19 protein-coding genes and 1 pseudogene are annotated in these 17,358 nt (G+C 62.2%); 12 read left to right on the forward strand and 8 right to left on the reverse strand.

What is annotated here, in order from left to right; translation table 11 throughout:
- The first annotated feature begins 401 nt into the window (after positions 1-401).
- Positions 402-770 carry a hypothetical protein gene (locus ABID19_RS08955; protein WP_354489775.1) on the forward strand — a complete coding sequence of 123 codons (369 nt, stop codon included), beginning with the start codon at positions 402-404 and terminating at the stop codon, positions 768-770.
- Positions 771-913: 143 nt separating this feature from the next.
- Positions 914-3,466, forward strand: coding sequence for a protein translocase subunit SecDF (gene secDF / locus ABID19_RS08960; protein WP_354489777.1), 2,553 nt, complete (start codon positions 914-916; stop codon positions 3,464-3,466).
- Positions 3,467-3,489: 23 nt separating this feature from the next.
- Here the strand turns inward: secDF and ABID19_RS08965 are convergent.
- Both ABID19_RS08965 and ABID19_RS08970 read right to left on the reverse strand, forming a co-directional pair.
- Positions 3,490-3,627 (reverse strand): annotated as a pseudogene (locus ABID19_RS08965) (nucleoside deaminase); the annotation flags it as partial.
- A complete protein-coding gene (locus ABID19_RS08970) occupies positions 3,624-4,235 on the reverse strand; it encodes an ankyrin repeat domain-containing protein (RefSeq protein ID WP_435528705.1) in 612 nt (203 codons plus the stop codon). The pseudogene ABID19_RS08965 and the gene ABID19_RS08970, both read right to left, overlap by 4 nt.
- A gap of 487 nt (positions 4,236-4,722) precedes the next feature.
- Between ABID19_RS08970 and ABID19_RS08975 the strand changes: the two genes are divergently transcribed.
- The gene (locus ABID19_RS08975) at positions 4,723-5,118 is read left to right on the forward strand and encodes a VOC family protein (RefSeq protein WP_354489781.1); all 396 of its coding nucleotides are present in this window, start codon (positions 4,723-4,725) and stop codon (positions 5,116-5,118) included.
- Positions 5,119-5,150: 32 nt separating this feature from the next.
- Positions 5,151-5,600, forward strand: a complete 450-nt coding sequence (locus ABID19_RS08980; protein WP_354489783.1) for a VOC family protein — start codon at positions 5,151-5,153, stop codon at positions 5,598-5,600.
- Between the two features lie 142 nt (positions 5,601-5,742).
- Here ABID19_RS08980 and ABID19_RS08985 read toward each other — a convergent pair whose 3' ends face one another.
- Entirely contained in the window at positions 5,743-6,735 is a 993-nt protein-coding gene (locus ABID19_RS08985; protein WP_354489785.1) for a DMT family transporter, read from the reverse strand.
- Complete coding sequence (locus ABID19_RS08990; protein WP_354489787.1) at positions 6,732-7,259, reverse strand: MarR family winged helix-turn-helix transcriptional regulator; 528 nt, start codon at positions 7,257-7,259, stop codon at positions 6,732-6,734. Before ABID19_RS08990 ends, ABID19_RS08985 begins: the two co-directional genes overlap by 4 nt.
- A gap of 141 nt (positions 7,260-7,400) precedes the next feature.
- Here ABID19_RS08990 and ABID19_RS08995 point away from each other — a divergent pair, with 141 nt between their 5' ends.
- From ABID19_RS08995 to ABID19_RS09005, 3 genes are all read left to right on the forward strand, one after another.
- A complete protein-coding gene (locus tag ABID19_RS08995; RefSeq protein ID WP_354489788.1) occupies positions 7,401-8,315 on the forward strand; it encodes an arginase family protein in 915 nt (304 codons plus the stop codon).
- A gap of 58 nt (positions 8,316-8,373) precedes the next feature.
- On the forward strand, positions 8,374-8,784 hold the full coding sequence (locus ABID19_RS09000; protein ID WP_354489790.1) for a hypothetical protein: 411 nt from the start codon (positions 8,374-8,376) through the stop codon (positions 8,782-8,784).
- Between the two features lie 73 nt (positions 8,785-8,857).
- The gene (locus tag ABID19_RS09005) at positions 8,858-9,208 is read left to right on the forward strand and encodes a hypothetical protein (protein WP_354489792.1); all 351 of its coding nucleotides are present in this window, start codon (positions 8,858-8,860) and stop codon (positions 9,206-9,208) included.
- A 73-nt stretch (positions 9,209-9,281) separates the two neighbouring features.
- On the opposite strand, the gene ABID19_RS09010 is transcribed toward ABID19_RS09005, so the two are convergent.
- A complete protein-coding gene (locus ABID19_RS09010; protein ID WP_354489794.1) occupies positions 9,282-9,605 on the reverse strand; it encodes a winged helix-turn-helix transcriptional regulator in 324 nt (107 codons plus the stop codon).
- 239 nt (positions 9,606-9,844) lie between these two features.
- On the opposite strand from ABID19_RS09010, the gene ABID19_RS09015 reads away from it, so the two are divergent.
- Complete coding sequence (locus ABID19_RS09015; RefSeq protein WP_354489796.1) at positions 9,845-10,816, forward strand: quinone oxidoreductase family protein; 972 nt, start codon at positions 9,845-9,847, stop codon at positions 10,814-10,816.
- Positions 10,817-11,014: 198 nt separating this feature from the next.
- Here the strand turns inward: ABID19_RS09015 and ABID19_RS09020 are convergent, their stop codons facing one another.
- Positions 11,015-11,437: a winged helix-turn-helix transcriptional regulator gene (locus tag ABID19_RS09020; protein WP_354489798.1), complete on the reverse strand. Its 423-nt coding sequence runs from the start codon at positions 11,435-11,437 to the stop codon at positions 11,015-11,017.
- Between the two features lie 222 nt (positions 11,438-11,659).
- On the opposite strand from ABID19_RS09020, the gene ABID19_RS09025 reads away from it, so the two are divergent.
- Both ABID19_RS09025 and ABID19_RS09030 read left to right on the forward strand, forming a co-directional pair.
- A complete protein-coding gene (locus tag ABID19_RS09025) occupies positions 11,660-12,424 on the forward strand; it encodes an SDR family oxidoreductase (RefSeq protein ID WP_354489800.1) in 765 nt (254 codons plus the stop codon).
- Between the two features lie 66 nt (positions 12,425-12,490).
- A complete protein-coding gene (locus ABID19_RS09030; RefSeq protein ID WP_354489802.1) occupies positions 12,491-13,384 on the forward strand; it encodes an NAD(P)-dependent oxidoreductase in 894 nt (297 codons plus the stop codon).
- A 7-nt stretch (positions 13,385-13,391) separates the two neighbouring features.
- Here the strand turns inward: ABID19_RS09030 and ABID19_RS09035 are convergent, their stop codons facing one another.
- Positions 13,392-14,291 carry an AraC family transcriptional regulator gene (locus tag ABID19_RS09035; RefSeq protein ID WP_354489804.1) on the reverse strand — a complete coding sequence of 300 codons (900 nt, stop codon included), beginning with the start codon at positions 14,289-14,291 and terminating at the stop codon, positions 13,392-13,394.
- A gap of 171 nt (positions 14,292-14,462) precedes the next feature.
- On the opposite strand from ABID19_RS09035, the gene ABID19_RS09040 reads away from it, so the two are divergent.
- Positions 14,463-15,416, forward strand: coding sequence for an aldo/keto reductase (locus ABID19_RS09040; RefSeq protein WP_354489806.1), 954 nt, complete (start codon positions 14,463-14,465; stop codon positions 15,414-15,416).
- 205 nt (positions 15,417-15,621) lie between these two features.
- Here ABID19_RS09040 and ABID19_RS09045 read toward each other — a convergent pair whose 3' ends face one another.
- Complete coding sequence (locus ABID19_RS09045) at positions 15,622-16,275, reverse strand: hydrolase (protein ID WP_354489808.1); 654 nt, start codon at positions 16,273-16,275, stop codon at positions 15,622-15,624.
- A 154-nt stretch (positions 16,276-16,429) separates the two neighbouring features.
- Between ABID19_RS09045 and ABID19_RS09050 the strand changes: the two genes are divergently transcribed.
- Positions 16,430-17,323 carry a LysR family transcriptional regulator gene (locus ABID19_RS09050; protein ID WP_354489809.1) on the forward strand — a complete coding sequence of 298 codons (894 nt, stop codon included), beginning with the start codon at positions 16,430-16,432 and terminating at the stop codon, positions 17,321-17,323.
- The last annotated feature ends 35 nt before the right edge of the window (positions 17,324-17,358 follow it).

Genomic DNA, 17,358 nt, shown 5'->3' on the forward strand with positions numbered 1-17,358 from the left:
GTAGGCCCGCGTCTTGGCGCGCAGCCTGAATATTCCCTGACGAAGGTGGCGAAAGTTAAACAGAATGGTTATTCGTATACCGGTATACGAAGTTCGATCTGTCCGTTCAATACCTAGCCGAACCTATCCGAAAAAAGGGGTGTTTGGGGCGGTCTTCTCCTGTGGGCGGCCGTAACAGGATGCGCATCTGACAATGCCGGGAGGACGCCTCTTCGGGTACGTGAAAGGTGCGCTTCAATTCGCGATGCAAGTGCTGTAGTTAGACGATGAGGGCGGCTTGCCGCTTACTGAGACAACGGCGGCGAAAGCGTATTTTGCCGCAGTGTATGACGAACCGTACCGGTGAGATGAGACGAAGCGGTCGAAGACAGGGTAGCCTAAGGCCCGGCATTCTGCTCAGCATGGGTGCTGGTCTGCGGCTGCTCGCTTCGTTGCTCTTTTTGATCTGGACCATCCCTGCGGCAACAGCCGACCACGTCGGACAGGACCTTGCCAAAGAGCAAATGCGGCTCGGCGCAACCGAGCCAGCCACACACCCGACTTTCCATGTCCGCGACATTGCGCGCCGTGTTGCTGCCGAGACTTCCCGTTTCAAGACGGGAACGCCTGCCATTGCGGGAAACGGCAAGCCCTTTTGCATTATCCCGGATCTGCGCCTGCCGCTCGAAACCGCGTCAGCCGCACCGTTTTCTGTATGGTCTGAGGACGGGCCGAACCTGTCGCCGATCCGCGCCTTCGATGCGCGCGCACCTCCGCTTCTCACGGCATGACGTTGGCCGCGCGACCGCGGCCCTCGACTTCCAAAACTTTCACATCGCGTTCCCGGGCTCTCATCGGGTGGCTCGCCGATCGGAACGCCAAAGCACTTGTCGGAGGCGGTTTTCCGCCCGATATGGGCTGAACGGATAAAAATATGCTGCACTTTTCGCGCTGGAAGACCATTCTCATCTGGCTGACGGTCCTGGCCGGTGTCCTCTACGCAGCGCCCAATTTGGTTCCCGCCTCTACTCTGGCATCGCTGCCGCATTGGCTGCCAAAGCAGCGGCTGACGCTGGGGCTCGACCTGCAGGGCGGCTCGCATATTCTGCTCCAGATCGATCGGCAGGACCTCGCCAACGAACGCCTCGAATCGGCCCGCGACGAGGTCCGCACATCGTTGCGCGACGCCCAGATCGGCTATACCGGGCTTACCGGCACCACGAATTCGATCCAGGTCCGCATTCGCGACCAAGCTCAGATCGAAGCTGCGAAGAGCACGCTCGAGAAGTTGACGCAGCCGATCTCGACCGGACTTTTCATGAGCGGCTCCGTGACCGAGATGGAGATGGCCGAGCCGGAGCCGGGCCTGCTGCGTTTTACGCTGACCGAAGCCGGGATCGACTACCGGATCGCCGCGGCGCTGACTCAATCGATCGAGGTGGTGGGCCGGCGCGTGAACGAGCTCGGCACGACCGAGCCGATCATCCAGCGCCAGGGTTCGGACCGCATCATGGTCCAGGTGCCGGGCCTGCAGGATCCGCAGCGGCTGAAGGATATCCTGGGACAGACCGCGAAGCTGACTTTTCAGATGGTCGACCACTCGATTCCGGTCGAGGAGGCGATCTCCGGCCGGCCACCGGCGGGCTCGACGGTCATGTATTCGACGGACGAGCCGCGGGTTCCCCATCTGATCGAGAACCGGATCATCGTCTCCGGTGAAAACCTCGTCGATGCGCAGGCAACCTTCGACCAGCGCACCAACGAGCCGGTGGTCTCGTTTCGCTTCGACAGCCGCGGCGCCGGCCGCTTCGGTCAGGCTACTCAGACCAATGTCGGGCGCCTGTTCGCGATCATTCTCGACAATGAGGTGATCTCCGCGCCGCAGATCCGCGAACCGATCCTGGGCGGCACCGGGCAGATATCCGGCAGTTTCACGGTGGAAGGCGCGAACGACCTTGCGGTCCTGCTGCGCGCCGGCGCACTGCCTGCCGACCTCACCATCGTCGAGGAACGCACCGTTGGCCCGAGTCTCGGCAGCGATTCGATCGACGCGGGCCAGTTCGCGGCAATCGTCGCCGGATTCCTGGTCGTCGGCTTCATGCTGTTCGCCTATGGCCGGCTGGGACTTATCGCCAACGTCGCGCTCCTGGCCAACGTCGCATTGATCATCGCCGTCCTGTCCATTCTCGGCGCGACGCTGACGCTGCCTGGCATCGCCGGCATCGTGCTGACGATGGGCATGGCGGTGGATTCCAACGTCATTATCTTCGAGCGCGTCCGCGAAGAGAGCCGCCAAGGGCGCTCGATCGTACAGTCGATGGATTCCGGGTTCAAACAGGCGCTGGCGACCGTCGTCGACGCCAATGTGACGACGCTGATTGCCGCCGTCATCCTGTTCTTTCTCGGCTCAGGACCGATCAAGGGGTTTGCCGTCACCCTCGCCATCGGCATCGTCACCACCGTGTTCACGGCGTTCACGCTGACGCGTTGGCTGGTCGCATTCTGGCTTCGCCGGCAGCGCCCGAAAGCCATGCCCAGCGGCGTCATGCGCCTGGTGCCCGACGATACGCGCGTGCCTTTCATGGCATTCCGAAAGTACGCCTTCACACTGTCCCTGCTATTGTCGATTGCTTCGGTTGCGGCGTTCTTCACTGTCGGCATGAACTACGGCATCGACTTCCGCGGCGGGTCGAGCATCGAGGTGCAGGCGAAGGGTCAGCAGGCCGACATCGGCGACATTCGCGAGCGGCTGACCGGTCTCGAACTGGGCGAAGTGCAGGTGCAGGAATTCGGGTCGACCCGGGATGTGCTGATACGCATCGGCACCCAGGGGGGCGGCGACGTTGCCGAACAGACCGCCGTCCAGAAAGTGAGAAGCGCGCTCGAAGCCGACTACGAGTTCCGCCGCATCGAGGTCGTCGGTCCGACTGTGTCCTCGGAACTCGCGTTCAACGGCACAATGGGCGTGCTCGCTTCGCTGCTGGCAATGCTCGTCTACATCTGGGTCAGGTTCGAGTGGCAGTTCGGGCTCGGCGCCATCATTTCGACGTTCCACGACGTGATCCTGATGGTCGGCTTCTACGTCGTCGCGGGCATAGAGTTCAATTTGACCTCGATAGCCGCGATCCTGACGATCGTCGGTTATTCGATCAACGATACGGTTGTCGTCTATGATCGGGTCCGCGAGAATCTACGCCGCTACAAAAGGATGCCGATCGCCGAGTTGCTCGACCTGTCGATGAACCAGACGCTGGCGCGAACGGTCCTGACCGGCGTGACCACGCTGTTTGCGCTGGCGGCGCTTTCGATCTGGGGCGGCGAAGTCATCCAGTCCTTCACGATCGCGATGATCTTCGGCATCCTCGCCGGGACCTATTCCTCCATCTTCGTCGCCGGCCCGCTGCTGATTCTGTTCAAGCTGCGGCCGGGCGCCCTCAGTTCGGAGGAAACCGCAGCGGCGAAGGAACCGCCGGGTCGGCCCGCCTGATGACGCAAGGATGGGCGGTATCAAAGGATCTCGTTGACACCGGTGGCGACCACCGCGCCGTCCCGCACCAGCACTGCGCCGAAGGGACGGCCGCCCTTGCCTATACTGGCGCGGGCGAGTTCGATGGCGTCGAGAAAGCGGGTCCCGTCGATTGCCTTCATCGATGTGCTGGATCTTCAGACGCGCCGGCTGCCAATAGCGTTGCCTCGATCTCCTTGTAGCCGCCCGCGCGGGCGTGCTGGAGCGGCGTCATCCCCTTGCCGTCGGCGAGGTTGACGTCGGCGCCGGCTTTAACCAGCAGGTCGACGATCTGTTGGTGCCGCTCGCCGCCATCGCCGAGGATGATCGCCTCCAGAAGCGCGGTCCAGCCGAGCTTGTTGACATGATCGACGGCGACGCCGGCCTCGATCAGCGTTCGCACCGTCTCGACATGGCCCCGCTCTGAGGCAGGTATGAGGGCCGTGCCGCCGTAGCGGTTAACGCTTTTCAGGTCGGCCCCGTGCATCAGCGTCATCTTGAGGATTTCAAGATGCCCGTGGGCACCGGCATAGAGGTAGGGGCTGTCCTGGATCTTGTCCTTGGCGTTGACGTCTGCGCCGGCCTCGATCAACGTCCTGGCAGCGTCGATCCGGTTGGCGTGCGTAGCGACCAGCAGCGCGGTGGCGCCGGCATCGTCGCGCGCATCGATTTCCGCACCTTTGGCCAGAAGCCTGGTGATCGTGGCGACATCGTTGTTTCCGGCCGCCGCATGCAATGAAGTTTCGCTCATGGTTTCTCCTGTCGCAACGAGAGGGGCCGTCAGCAGCAGTAGGGAAGCGACACCTGCGAGGACAGATCGGCGAAGCATTTTCTGTTTCCTGTCATGACGGACTAAGTTATCCTGGCGGTTGCCGGCTACGACGTCTAGATAAGTGGCAATAAATACTTGGAAAGTAAATTTTCAGATCAAATCTATTACACCTACGAATGTTAGTCCCAATTTGGACCCATCTGAGCTGGACAATATGCTCGATCCACGCCTTTTCCGCAATCTTGGATGCGCGGTCGAAAGCCAGAAGAGGATTTCCGTGTTGAGCTTGCCGGCACAGGCATGTGTCACGCACCAGAAGCGTGGTCTCGAAGGCAAGGGTTGGCAGGAGCGTGCATCTGAAAAGGTTGACATCCACGGACTTCCTACGTTGCTATCAACGTAGATGAGGAAGCGTCAATCGGCGTCGATGACGCTCTCCTTGAGGATCTGACGCAGAAAGCGACCAATGTCCACGATGCAACCATTCCTCATGTTCCAGGGCGGCCATGCCGAAACGGCTATGGACCTCTATGTCTCGCTGTTCGACGATGGTGAGATTCTCGATGTCACGCGCTGGCAGAAGGGCGAGCAAGGCGCGGAGGGCAGCATCAAGCTGGCCCGCTTCAGGGTTGCCGGGCAGAGCGTGCTGGCCAGCGACAGCCCGGTAAAGCACGCGTTCGATTTCACCCCGTCCTGGTCCTTCTTCGTCGACTGCACGTCGAGCGAGGAGCAGGAGCGGCTCTGCGCCGAACTGTCGGAGGGGGGCAAGGTGCTGATGCCGCTGGACGATTACGGTTTCAGTAAGCGCTTCGCCTGGGTCGCCGACCGCTTCGGCGTGTCCTGGCAGCTCAATCTCGCCTGAGTGTCAAACGCCCGATCAGAAAGGAGACGACAATGAAAATCGTGACCAGCTTGAGCTTTCGGGGCCAGTGCCGCGAGGCTTTCGAGTTCTATGCCAAAGTTCTTGGCGGGAAGATCACCGCTGCCATGCCCTATGGCGATGCGCCTCCGGGCATGCCGATCTCCGATGAGAAGCACAAGACCTGGCTGATGCATTGCTGGCTCGATGTCGGCAACCAAGCGCTGATGGGCGCCGACATGGACGTCGAATGGGCTCCCAACATCGACAAGCCCAAGAACGGCTTCGACGTCACCCTGCACACCGAAGACAAGGCCGAGGCCCAGCGCTGGTTCGACCAACTGTCTGAAGGCGGCAAGGCGATCATGCCGTTCGGCGAGACTTTCTGGTCGCCCGGCTTCGGCTCCCTGATCGACAGGTTCGGCGTCCCGTGGATGGTCAACGTCATTCCGTCGGCTGACTGGAAGCCGTCGTCGCAGGGCTGATCCCGTATCCAAAACACTTGGGGAAGAATCCCCGGACGCCGGCGCCGGGGACGGCTCCTTGTGACATTAACCGGCGTCCGCTGCGGGAGGGACCCGGCGCCACTCCACTCTCGTTATCGGCTCCGGCTGAAAAAGCCGCGGCTTACGGCAGTATTTGGCGCCCGCCTCGGGACCGGTCATGCATGTCACATTCCGCCGCGCCTTCCTCTTTCTCTTTCTTGACCAGCAAGGTCATGGCTGCCGTTGCGGCGATCACAATCGTGCAGCCCAGCCACTGCGGCGGCGTCAGCCCCTCGCCAAGGAAAACCATCGCACCACTAACGCCGAAGACCGGAATCAAGGTCAGGATCGCAGCGGCCGTTCCAGCCGGCAGCACCTGAAGCCCTATCAGATAGAACCAGAAGGCCAGCGCGTATTGGACGACGCCCGAGGCAAGCGCGAGGAAAATCAGCCATGCCGGAATCGATTCCGGCAAATGCTCCAGCCCAAACAGCCAACTGCCTATCAGCAGCAGAAGAGCGAAAACGAAGCCGACGCTCTGCTGCAGAGCGGCAAGCGGCAGCGGTGCGACGTCCGCAATCAGCACACGCGAGTTGATGACATAGAGCGCCGCAAAAACCGTGCCGAGCAGGACCAGCAGGTTGCCGGCGGCGCTTCCTCTACCCACGCCTTCTGCGGCGCTTGCCGTGATCAGCATCACGCCGCCCATTGCCACGACGATCATGACGAGAAGGCGGAGTTTCAGCCGCTCCTTGAGCAGCAGCCAGGCAAACAGCGTGACCAGCGCGGTTTCCGTCGCGCCGATGACCGAGGCGGAAGCGGCACTGGTGAGCGCAAGCCCTGGTACGCCGACGCCATAAGAAAGTCCCGGCTCCAGCACGCCGGAGAGCGCGAGCCTCGTCGCGCGTTTGTCGAGTTGGACCGTCTGCTGCGTGACGCCGACGGCAAGCCATAGAAATGCGATGCTCGCGCTGAGCTGCATGGTCAGCATCAGGAACGGCGGCACGGCCGACAGAGCGTCCTTGGTCATGACGGTCGCCAGCCCCCAGCAGGCGGCGGACAGAACCACCGCCAGGATCGCCTGCCAGAGTTTCGGGCGCCACGCGTGGCATCGTTCTGACGCCTTGTTGTTCATGACACCTCCCCGGTCAAGCGCACAGCCTCCCGTTCCACGGGGCAGATGTCGGACGCGCAGATGTCTTCGTCGCAAAGCCTGCAGATGTGGTCTGCGCGGGCGCGGCTCCGTGTCAGCCGGGTCAGCATTGTTGCCAGGACTTCACCAAGCACTTGCGTCGAACGAGCGTCGACGGCGGCCAACGCGTCGGCCAGCACCTGCTCGCGTGCCGTGACGATCCTCGCACGCAAGGCGCGGCCTTTGGCGGTGAGCCGCAGCTCGACTTGCCGTCGGTCCTTGCCCGGCTTGCGCTTGACCAGCCCGTCCGAGACGAGGTCCTCGACGAGGCGAACGGCGACCGAATGCGTCAGTCCGAGGGCGCGAGCCAGCAGTTTGATGGTTGTGCCGGGATAAGGGCCAAGCGTCACAACGGCCGCGCATCCGCTGGGACTGAGCCCCGAGGCTTTTCTGCCGGCGGCCAGGATTTCGTCGGTGAGAGAAAGCGCGAAAGCGCCGAGCAGGTTGGGCGTTATGTCACGTGCCATTTCTCCATTATATTCGTTCGGAATACATATTCAATGGAACCTGCCTGAGGGTCTGGGCATTCAGCTGTTGTAACAAGGCCCGACGATCGATGCCGCAAACTGTCAGGCACCGGTTCTGACGGGATGAGAAAAGGAGGATCGATGTCCATGCATCCTTATGCCATCATCGAGGCACCTTCCACGCTGGGTCTGGCGACCGACGGTGTCGAGGGCCTCCCCGGCAGGCTTCTTGGATTCGGCCTGGCCGAGCGCATCGGCGCACGGCGCGCCGGCCGACTTCAGGTCCCGCAGAAGGACCCAACGCCCGATCCCGACACGCGGACGCTGAATGCCAAAGCCATCGCGGATTGGTCTCCCAAGCTGGCGAATGCTGTAGAAGCAGTGTTGGACGCGGGCGAATTTCCGGTGGTGCTGGGTGGCGACTGCACGATCGTGCTGGGCTCGATGCTCGCCCTCAAGCGACGCGGGCGCTACGGCCTGCTCTTCATCGACGGCAATGCTGACTTCTTCCAGCCTGAGGCGGAGCCCAACGGCGAGGGCGCGTCCATGGACCTTGCCTTCCTCACCGGACACGGGCCGGCGCTGCTGACCAATATTGAGGGCCGTTCTCCGCTGGTGCGACCCGAGGATGCCGTGGCATTCGCCTTTCGCGATCACGAAGACCAAGCCAAATTCGGCAGCCAGCCCCTTCCGCCTGAGCTCCGCGCCTATGATCTTCACGCTGTGCGCAGCATGGGTGTGGAAAGCGCCGCCCGCGCCGCGCTTGACCACCTGATGCGGGCGGAGCTGGACGGCTTTTTCATCCACCTCGACGCCGATTGTCTCGACGATGCCATCATGCCGGCAGTCGATTTCCGTGTGCCGGGCGGCCTGTCGTGGAACGAGCTTGAGGCTGCGCTCCGCATCGCCCTCGCGAGCGGAAAAGCGGTCGGCCTCGAGGTCACGATCTACAATCCGCGCCTTGACGAGGACGGCAGCGCCGGTCGCGGCTTGGCCGACGTGCTAGCCGTAGCCCTCGGAACGGCGGCGCCCTGGCGTGGCGGACCCTCTCAGTAAAGCCATCCAGGGTAAGCGCCGCCCTCGTTTCAAGAATCCATGGCATAGGAGCAGAGAAATGACTGTCAACCACTACACGAACGAAGACGCCAAATTTTTCCAGTACCTCGACAAAGAGATTTTCGTAGGCGACGTCCTCGATCAATCCAACAGCGGCCACATGAGCGCGGGTTACTATCGCAACAAGAGGAAAGGGGAAAAGAATGAATGGGTCGTCACGTATGACGAAGTCCTCATCGTCACCAAGGGTGCCCTTACGATCCGGACCGCCGACGGTGCAAAGACCGCCAAGGCGGGTGAAATCATCTTTCTCACAAAAGGTACCGCGCTCGCCTACGAAGCGGCAGAAGACGATACCGAGGCCGTTTACGTAAGTTATCCACACTGGATGGACGCGCAGGAGCATTCTAAGCACGCGCACCTGCTCAGCTCGTACCACCCAATGAGCGGCCCGGCGGAAAGCGCATAAGCTAGCCCTGTTGTTTTGGCGAACTGCCAAGACTAGGCTGGGTGAGCAGCCCATGCGATCATCTCGATGGTGAATGGCGATGACTTTTCATGATCGTATCTTCGAGATTTCACCTGACATTCGGTACGTCGCGACCTATCGGGGCGACCGTCTTGATCGGGCGGAGCGTGAAGGGATCGCTGATGCGTCCAGTTCAGAGAGCGATCGCTATGAGGAATTGCTGGTCAATCCGGCACTCCTCACCCTCGTGAAGCAACGAGGTGACATAGATTGCGGCGGGGCGGAATTCATCATCGTGGGTTACGGCAAATTCTTGCAGCTTGTCATAGCGCTGCCTGACGGGCATGTTTCGATCGCGTTCGAAAAGACGGCCAACCCCCTCGCTTTTGTCGGTGCGATTCAGGCCGTATTCGATCGCACCTAGCTGTGGGCTTCAGTAGGCTGTCAATGCGGTTCGAACGGGGCCGAAGCCCACATCGTCTCAGCCTGGCGCGCGGTCATTCCGGCTGACCCGAGCAACGGAGCTGTTCGCCCCAGCGGCATAAGCCCTCTGCCTCAGCACAGAGCGTCGATCCGATTTCCGTCAACGAATAGACGACCTTGGCCGGAGAGCCTGGATGGACTTTTCGGTTCACAAGCCCGTCTGCCTCAAGATCTCGCAGCTGCTGCGTCAGCATCTTTTCGCTGATCGTCGGAATCGACTGCCGCAGCCGGCCGAACCTGCGTGGTGTCGCGCCGAGTTCGCAGATGATGTCTAGCTTCCACTTGCCGGAGACCATCTTTATCGCGGTTGCAAAACCATTCTCGGTGGGTTTGTTCACTTGCCCTCCTTACCGGCAGGTAACCACTTACGCTTCCGTGCGTATTGGCGTCGCGCTTCCCAAATCATAGCTCTCCCTCGAACGACAAGCGAGCCGAGCGTTGCGCCAATGAAATGGGGTGTCGGAATGATGCCTGCAATCAGTGCTGGACAGTATGGGATCGGCGCTCGTCGGCGATGCTCGATCCACCGCCGCTACAAGCGGGTTTCATGACCAACCGTATTCTTAGGAGAAAACGCATGACGAATGCACAAACGGATACAATGCAGGCCGCCGCCATCGACCGGTTCGGCGGAGCCGATCTGATTACTGTGCGAGCCGTGTCAGTGCCCAAGGTCGGGCCGAGCGAAGTCCTGATCCGGGTCGAAGTGGCGGGCGTGGCCTCGTGGGACGCGGTCGAGCGTGAGGGTCGCTACGACGGGGCTTTCGGAATGCCGTCGACATTCCCCTATGTGCTCGGCTGGGATTGCGCGGGCGCAGTCGTCGCCGTTGGCGGCCAAGTCAGCCGCTTCAAGGAAGGCGACCGGGTGTACGCCGCATCCATGCCACTTCCCAAGGGTGGAACCTACGCCACGTACGCAGTAACGGATGCGGACAACGTGGCGCTCATCTCCGCCAAGCTCACGATCGAACAAGCGGGCGTCATGGGCTGGGATGCGTTGACCGCGCTCAGCGGCCTGGAAGAGATCGGCATAAAGCAGGGCGATACGATAATGATCTTCGGCGCCAGCGGCGGCATCGGGCACGTGGCCATCCAAGTGGCAAAACGATTGGGCGCCCGCGTCTTGGCGGTGGCTTCGGGCGATGACGGCGTGGCGCTATCGCAGCGGCTCGGCGCCGACGCCATCGTCAACGGGCGCAAGGACGACGTGCTGGCGGCCGCTCGTGAATTCGCCGCTGGCGGCCTCGACGCTGCCCTTGTCACCGTCGGCGGTGAGGCGGCCGACCACGCGCTGACGTCAGTGCGCGACGGCGGTCGGGTCGCCTGCCCCCACGGCGTGATGCCCGAGCCAAATGTCCGGCCCGGCGTGGAGCTCATTCGCTACAACGGCGCCCGCAGCCAGCACGCGACCGACAAGCTCAACCGCCTGATCGACTCTGGCCCGTTCGACGTCCACGTCGCCCGTACATTCCCGTTCGACCAGGTTGTCGATGCGCACCGAGCGCTTACCACCCACTATGTTGGCAAGCTCGCTTTGCGGGTGAGTTGAGCAAATGGGTGATTTCATCAAACAATTACCAGGCGTTGCGACGGCGAAATAGGGTCATGGTAGACATGGAAATGTGGTGGCGCGTCCCATGTGTTCCGCCGATCGCCGCTGATCTGCCAGAAACAAACATGCGCTGCCGTTTGCGGTCACCGACTATCGCGGCGAAAAATGGCGCGCCAGCGTGGACGAAACCAATAGCTACGTTTCCGCTGGGGCATTCTGATATTTCAGCGGCGCGGCTGCTTCCGTCGCGGTTCGGACTGCCCTCACCGCTCCGACCTTCGCCTTCTCCGTCCGCTCCTGGTGCTTTTTGCCCCATTCCGCCAGCGGAGCGAGCGCCAGGTCGAGCTCGACGCCTTCCGGCGTGGCCGAATATTCCACGCGCGGCGGCACCTGGTGAAACACCTCGCGGTGGATGATGCCGTCCGCCTCCATCTCGCGCAGGTGCTGGATCAGCATCTTCTCGCTGATTGCCGGCTGCAGCCTTTTCAGTTCGCCGAAACGGCAGGGCTGCGCCTGGTGGATCTGCCAGAGCAAAAGTGCCTTCCACTTGCCGCCGATCACCCCGAGCGCGGGACCCAATCCGCAACTGTCCGGCAGTTCTCTTTGTTTTTTTTCCAAGGAAGTCTCCAATTCTGAGGATCTGGTAAGTACCTTACTTTTTTGTCTGTACTTGTGCAATCGAAAGCACCCGCCTAGCTTCGTTAAGGACGCGGAGCATGCGGGCAGAAGGCCAGCGGCAAGGCTTCCACTGGGATAGTTTCGCGCGGCAAAAAAGTGGCCGCTCCCGACAGTTTCAACCGACAGACCGCGGCGCCCTTCGCGCCGGGATAAGGACGAATCATGAGCAGATTTCAGGGTAAGAAGGCCGTTGTCATCGGCGGCACGCATGGAATGGGACTGGCGGTGGCGCAGGCGTTGATCGACGGCGACGCCGAGGTCCTGATCACGGGGCGCAGTGAAAAGAACCTCGCGGACGCCCGTCAGGCGCTTGGCGACAGCGTCCATACGGTTCGGTCCGATGTCGCCAGCATGGGCGACATCGCGGTGCTCAACGCGGAAGTGGAGCAGAAGCTTGGGGAGATCGATTTCCTGCACGTGAACGCCGGCGTGTCGGAGCTGGAACCGTTCGACCAGGTCACTGAAGCGTCCTACGACCGCCAGTTCGACATCAACACCAGGGGCGCCTTTTTCACCGCCCAGCGCCTCATTCCTCTGATCAAGGAGGGCGGCGCGATCGTCTTTACCTCGTCGATCGCCGAGGATTCCGGCATCGCCGGCATGGCGGTGTATTCCGCCAGCAAGGCGGCGCTGCGCGCCTTCGGCAAGGTGCTGGCATCGGAACTCCTGTCGCGAAAAATCCGCGTCAACGTGGTGAGCCCCGGCTTCATCGACACGCCGACCATGGGTGTGGCCGGCGCCTCGGCGGAAGAGCGCGCCGCCTTCATGAAGATCGGCGATGAGGTGACGCCGATGAAGCGCCACGGCACGCCGGAGGAAGTGGCGCGCGCCGTTTTGTTCCTCGCCTTCGACGCCACCTTCACCACCGGCGAGCGGATCAAGGTCGACGGCGGCCTCGGCCAGGACTTGTCGCCGGCCATGGGGTGAATAGGAACGCCGCAGCAGAGCTCGCTGCGTAACTTCACAATCGAACCGAAAAAGAAAGGAAAACAGATGTCCGACGTATCCGTCATCGGCCTTGGCGACATGGGCTCGGCCTTAGCCGAGGCGCTCCTGAAAAGCGGCCTCAGCGTGACCGTGTGGAACCGCTCGCCGGCCAAGGCTGAGGCCCTCGTGGCCAAAGGCGCTGTCGCCGCCGCGGGCGTCAAGGATGCCGTCGAGGCGAGCAGACTCGTGGTCGCCTGCCTGCTGGTCTACGATACCGTGTATGAGGCGCTCGAGCCGGCGAAGGATGCACTTGCCGGCCGCACGCTGGTCAACCTCACCAACGGCACGCCAGCGCAGGCGCGCGAGATGGCGCAATGGGCAGCCACCCAGGGCGCCGACTACCTCGACGGCGGCATTATGGCGGTTCCGCCGATGATCGGCCAAGCCGAGGCGCTGATCCTCTACAGCGGTGCGCACGCGGCGTTCGAGGCCCATGAGAAAGCGCTCGGCGCGCTGGGGGCGGCGAAATATCTCGGCGACGACGCCGGGCTGGCACCGTTGCACGACATTGCCCTGCTCACCGCCATGTATGGCCTGTTCTCAGGCGTTACGCATGCCTTCGCGCTGACCGGATCGGAAAAGGTGCCGACGGAAAAATTCCTGCCAATGCTGACCAACTGGCTCGGAGCGGTCATGACATGGCTGCCCGACATGGCACAGCGCATCGACAGCGGCGACTACCGCAGCGATGTCGTCTCGAATCTCGAGATGCAGGCGGCGGCCTTCGACAACTTTATCGCGGCCAGCGAGGGCCAGGGTGTCAGCACCGAGCTGATCGCGCCGATGTTCCAGCTCCTAAAAAAAGCCGTCGCATTGGGCTATGGCGATGCCGACCAGGCCAGCCTGGTCGAGATGATCAGGACTAGGCCGCAGCCCGAGAGGCAGCGGGCGGCGGGCTGAGCTGAACTCAAGCGACCACTGCCAAGCCCGGCGAAGCGCGCAGACGGGCTATGTCGCGCGCCGGCGGATCTCCAAAGTGGCGGCGATATTCACGGCTGAACTGCGACGGGCTTTCGTAACCGACGCGGAAGGCGGCAGTCGCGACGTCGATGTCCTGGACCAGCATCAGGCTGCGCGCGTCCTGCAGCCTGAGTTGCTTCTGAAACTGCAGCGGCGTCATCGCCGTCACGGCGCGGAAATGCTCGTGCAGGCTCGACGGACTCATCCCTACTTCCGCGGCAAGCCGCTCGATGCTGAACCGTTCCCGGAAGTTCTTCCCGATCCAGGCGATGGCGCGGCCGACCTGGGCCACCCGACCTTGGCTGGAGGTGATGTGGCGCATCCTGGCGCCGTCCGGGCCGGCGAGCAGGCGATAGAGAATTTCCTGCTCGGCAAGCGGCCCGAGCACGGGCAGCGCTGCCGGATCGTCGAGCAGGCGCAGCAGGCGTAGAGCCGCGTCAAGCAGACCGGCGCCGGCGTCGGAGACGGTCTTGCCTATGGGCGGGGGTGGTGCTTCCGGTGGCGGCGGCACGCGCAACGCCAACTCCCCCAGCATGACCGGATCGAAATCGAGGTACAGGCAGAGATAGGGCTTGTCGGGCGTCGCCTCGACCACATGGCCTATAACAGGCAGGTCGTAGGTCACGACCCCATAGCGCCCCGGTGCATATCTGAACATGCGGTCGCCCAGCGTAACCTCTTTGCGCCCCTGCGCGACAAGGCACAGTTGCGGCCTGTAAACATTCGGCATCGGCATCGTCACCGTGGAGGATCGAACAAGCGTCACACGCTCGATGGGGGTGGCGTGGAAGCCATCCTTCGAGACGTGCCGGGCGATCACGGCGGCGATTTCGATCAATGTTTCCATGAATCGGACCATCGCACGCGCGCGGAAGAGCGGCAACGCGAACCCGCGGCTTCTGGAGGATTGGGCAGTAATTCCGGCGCATCAGGCTAACGGTTCGACGTCGCCGCGCATCACAGTGTCAGCGGCGCCTGGTCACAGCAAACCTGGCCGCGGAACAAGGATGGAGCAAACATGACAAGCGATAAACTGAAGACACCCACGGTCGCACTGGGCACCTGGGCTTGGGGCGACAGCGGCGAGACTGGCAACGGCCATTTCGGCAGCCACCTGACTCAGGAGGGTCTGGAAGAGGTCGTGGACAAGGCGCATGCGGCCGGATTTACCCTCTGGGACACCGCCGTTGTGTACGGCATGGGCCGTTCAGAGATCGTACTCGGAGAACTATTGAAGCGCTACGCCCGCAGCGACTATCAGCTCTCCACGAAGTTCACTCCGCAGGCCGCGGGAACCAGGGACGATCCGGTGGCGGACATGCTGGAGCAGAGTCTGGCACGCCTCGGTACCGACTACATCGACCTCTACTGGATTCACAATCCAGCAGATGTAGCGCGGTGGACGCCGTACCTGATCCCGTTGCTGAAGAGCGGGAAGGTTAGACATGTCGGCGTCTCAAATCACAACCTGAGCGAAATCGAGCTCGCCGATCAGATCCTTGGAGAAGCCGGGTTTCGGGTCGAAGCCATCCAGAATCACTATAGCCTCCTCTACCGCAGCTCTGAGGATGCTGGCATCTTGGACTACTGCCGCAACCATGACATCCCGTTCCTCGCCTATATAGTGCTTGAACAGGGTGCCCTGACCGGCGAGTACAGTCCGGAGAACCCGCTGCCGGAAGGCAGCAGCCGGGCGGAGAGTTATAATGGCATGCTGCCTCCGCTGAAGGCGCTGACGGACAAACTCGCCTCGATCGGCCAAAAGCAGGGTGCAGCAGCGCCCGATGTCGCGACAGCTTGGGCCATCGCCAAGGGCACGACGCCGATCATCGGCGTCACCAAGCCCAACTACATCGATGGTCTGGTCCGGGCCACCGATATGACGCTCTCCAGCGACGACATCGCGGAGTTGGAAGCTCTCGCTGACGCCGCTAACGTGAACACCCGCGGCTGGTGGGAAAAAGAGATGTAAGTCTGAGTCCGCGGACCGCCGCTCCGAGCAATACGCCAGGCGATCATCGGTCGCGGGTAATGGCTGGAGGAAGTGGCCGTTGATCATGCCGGCCGCCTGCATTCAGGCATGAGCGGCCGGCTTGTGGAGGCGGGGATGACTGAGCTCGATAAGCAGTCAGCGTGTTGGCGCCGATCGCTCAGGATTTCCGTCACCCCCGCCCAGATCAGCCCGCGGCGCTTGGCACCGGCGTGTTGAGAAGCTGCTGCTCCCAAAGATACGCGATGCCGCTGCCGCCGAAGTGCTGGATGAGAATCTCGGTCAGCTCCTCGACATGCTCGGTGCGTGCCCAATCGCGTTGCCATTCGCCAACGAGCGCCATCACGGTCATCACGTTCGCGCCGGCCGCGATCATTCGCTGGATGGCAACTTCGTGAGACTCCTTCGAAATCCCGCCCGACGCGTCGGTGATCACGGTCACGTCCCAGCCTTGGCCGGCGGCCTGGATCACAGGCATTGCGACGCAGACCTCGGTCCACAGGCCGGCGATGATCAGCTGCTTGCGGCCGGTCGCCTTGACGACGTTCACCACATTCTCGTCCTGCCAGGTGTTCACCCAGGTGCGATCGATGACTTCCTGGTCCGGAAATACGTCGGTGATCTGCTTAAAGAGAAGTCCACCGCGCGCCGCGATCACGCTGGTGAGAATGGTCGGAACATTGAAGGCTTTTGCCAGCTTCGCCAGCGCGGTCGTGTTGTTGACCACAGCTTGCGGATCGTGGCTGTTCACGTTTGTGAGCTGATAGGGCTGGTGGTCGATCAGAACGAGGACCGAGTCTTCAGGACGAAGAAGCGAATCGAGGCCGTTACGAGGGGTCATCAAGACTTCCTTTCTCTGCCGCTATGGGCGGCGATGGGCTCACGGGAGACATGCGCCAGCGGGCGACGTTGCCTGGACGCAATTTGCCGTTCCCTTTGGCGATGCGGTAGTGTCATAGACAGGCAAGCTGTGTCGCGAAACAAGGAACGCCGAATTGGACATCGAAGACCTACAGACATTCGTCGCAGTGGCCGATGCCGGGGGCGTATCGGCCGCCGCGCGCCGGCTCGGCGTCTCCAAGTCAATCGTCAGTCGGCGGCTCTTTCGGGTTGAAGCGGAGCTTGGCGTCCAGCTTCTTGCACGAACGACCCGCGGCGCCGCGCTCACCGAAGCGGGGATTACGTTCAGGGACCATGCGGCCCGAGCCAGCGCCGAGATCGATACGGCCAGGGAAGCGATCCTCCCAGCCGGTGATCTGCGCGGCCGCCTGAGGGTCGCGATGCCGCTTTCCTTCGGCCCGACGCACTTCGCCCCCGTGCTTGCGGAAATGGCGCATCAGCACCCCCAGCTCCACATCCATACCTCCTACAGCGATCGCTTCGTCGATCTCATCGCAGAGGGTTTCGACTGCGCGATCCGGGTCGGGTACCTTCAGGACTCCAACCTGATCGCGAAGCGCATCGGACCGATCTATGGAAAGCTCGTCGCAAGTCCGGATTATATCAAAACGCGCGGTTCACCTCAGACGCCAGATGAGCTCATTACCCATCAGGCCCTCATGCAGGGGACGGAAACCTGGCAGTTCATGAATGGCGACAAGATCGTCACGGTACAGCCGCAGGGCAGGTTCAAGGCCGACAACGCCACGGCGCTCGCCGCCGCCGCGGTGGCAGGACTCGGCATCGCTTGGCTCCCTGATTGCATCACGTACGACCATGTGGCCTCCGGAGCGCTCGTTCCGATTATGACACGCTATCCCCCACCTTCAGCAGGCGCGTATGTCGTCCGACCGCCGGGTAAGCACCCCACACGGAAAGTCAGGGTCCTCACCGAGATGCTGATCGAGTACTTCGCACGAAATCCGGAAGTTTGGGGTCTTGACCGTTAAAACACGAACGGAGGGAAATCGGCGGTATTGGCGCG

The sequence above is a fragment of the Mesorhizobium robiniae genome (assembly GCF_040545535.1).
Taxonomy (GTDB): Bacteria; Pseudomonadota; Alphaproteobacteria; order Rhizobiales; family Rhizobiaceae; genus Mesorhizobium; species Mesorhizobium robiniae.

Excerpts from the sequence above, each read along its gene's own strand:
- ABID19_RS09030 (WP_354489802.1), top strand. The coding sequence starts at position 12,491 with ATGTCCGACGTATCCGTCATCGGCCTTGGCGACATGGGCTCGGCCTTA.
- ABID19_RS08990 (WP_354489787.1), bottom strand. The coding sequence starts at position 7,259 with ATGGCACGTGACATAACGCCCAACCTGCTCGGCGCTTTCGCGCTTTCT.
- ABID19_RS09045 (WP_354489808.1), bottom strand. The coding sequence starts at position 16,275 with ATGACCCCTCGTAACGGCCTCGATTCGCTTCTTCGTCCTGAAGACTCG.
- secDF (WP_354489777.1), top strand. The coding sequence starts at position 914 with ATGCTGCACTTTTCGCGCTGGAAGACCATTCTCATCTGGCTGACGGTC.
- ABID19_RS09015 (WP_354489796.1), top strand. The coding sequence starts at position 9,845 with ATGACGAATGCACAAACGGATACAATGCAGGCCGCCGCCATCGACCGG.
- ABID19_RS09025 (WP_354489800.1), top strand. The coding sequence starts at position 11,660 with ATGAGCAGATTTCAGGGTAAGAAGGCCGTTGTCATCGGCGGCACGCAT.
- ABID19_RS08970 (WP_435528705.1), bottom strand. The coding sequence starts at position 4,235 with ATGAGCGAAACTTCATTGCATGCGGCGGCCGGAAACAACGATGTCGCC.
- ABID19_RS08980 (WP_354489783.1), top strand. The coding sequence starts at position 5,151 with ATGAAAATCGTGACCAGCTTGAGCTTTCGGGGCCAGTGCCGCGAGGCT.
- ABID19_RS09040 (WP_354489806.1), top strand. The coding sequence starts at position 14,463 with ATGACAAGCGATAAACTGAAGACACCCACGGTCGCACTGGGCACCTGG.
- ABID19_RS08995 (WP_354489788.1), top strand. The coding sequence starts at position 7,401 with ATGTCCATGCATCCTTATGCCATCATCGAGGCACCTTCCACGCTGGGT.
- ABID19_RS08975 (WP_354489781.1), top strand. The coding sequence starts at position 4,723 with ATGTCCACGATGCAACCATTCCTCATGTTCCAGGGCGGCCATGCCGAA.
- ABID19_RS08985 (WP_354489785.1), bottom strand. The coding sequence starts at position 6,735 with ATGAACAACAAGGCGTCAGAACGATGCCACGCGTGGCGCCCGAAACTC.
- ABID19_RS08955 (WP_354489775.1), top strand. The coding sequence starts at position 402 with ATGGGTGCTGGTCTGCGGCTGCTCGCTTCGTTGCTCTTTTTGATCTGG.
- ABID19_RS09000 (WP_354489790.1), top strand. The coding sequence starts at position 8,374 with ATGACTGTCAACCACTACACGAACGAAGACGCCAAATTTTTCCAGTAC.
- ABID19_RS09005 (WP_354489792.1), top strand. The coding sequence starts at position 8,858 with ATGGCGATGACTTTTCATGATCGTATCTTCGAGATTTCACCTGACATT.
- ABID19_RS09035 (WP_354489804.1), bottom strand. The coding sequence starts at position 14,291 with ATGGAAACATTGATCGAAATCGCCGCCGTGATCGCCCGGCACGTCTCG.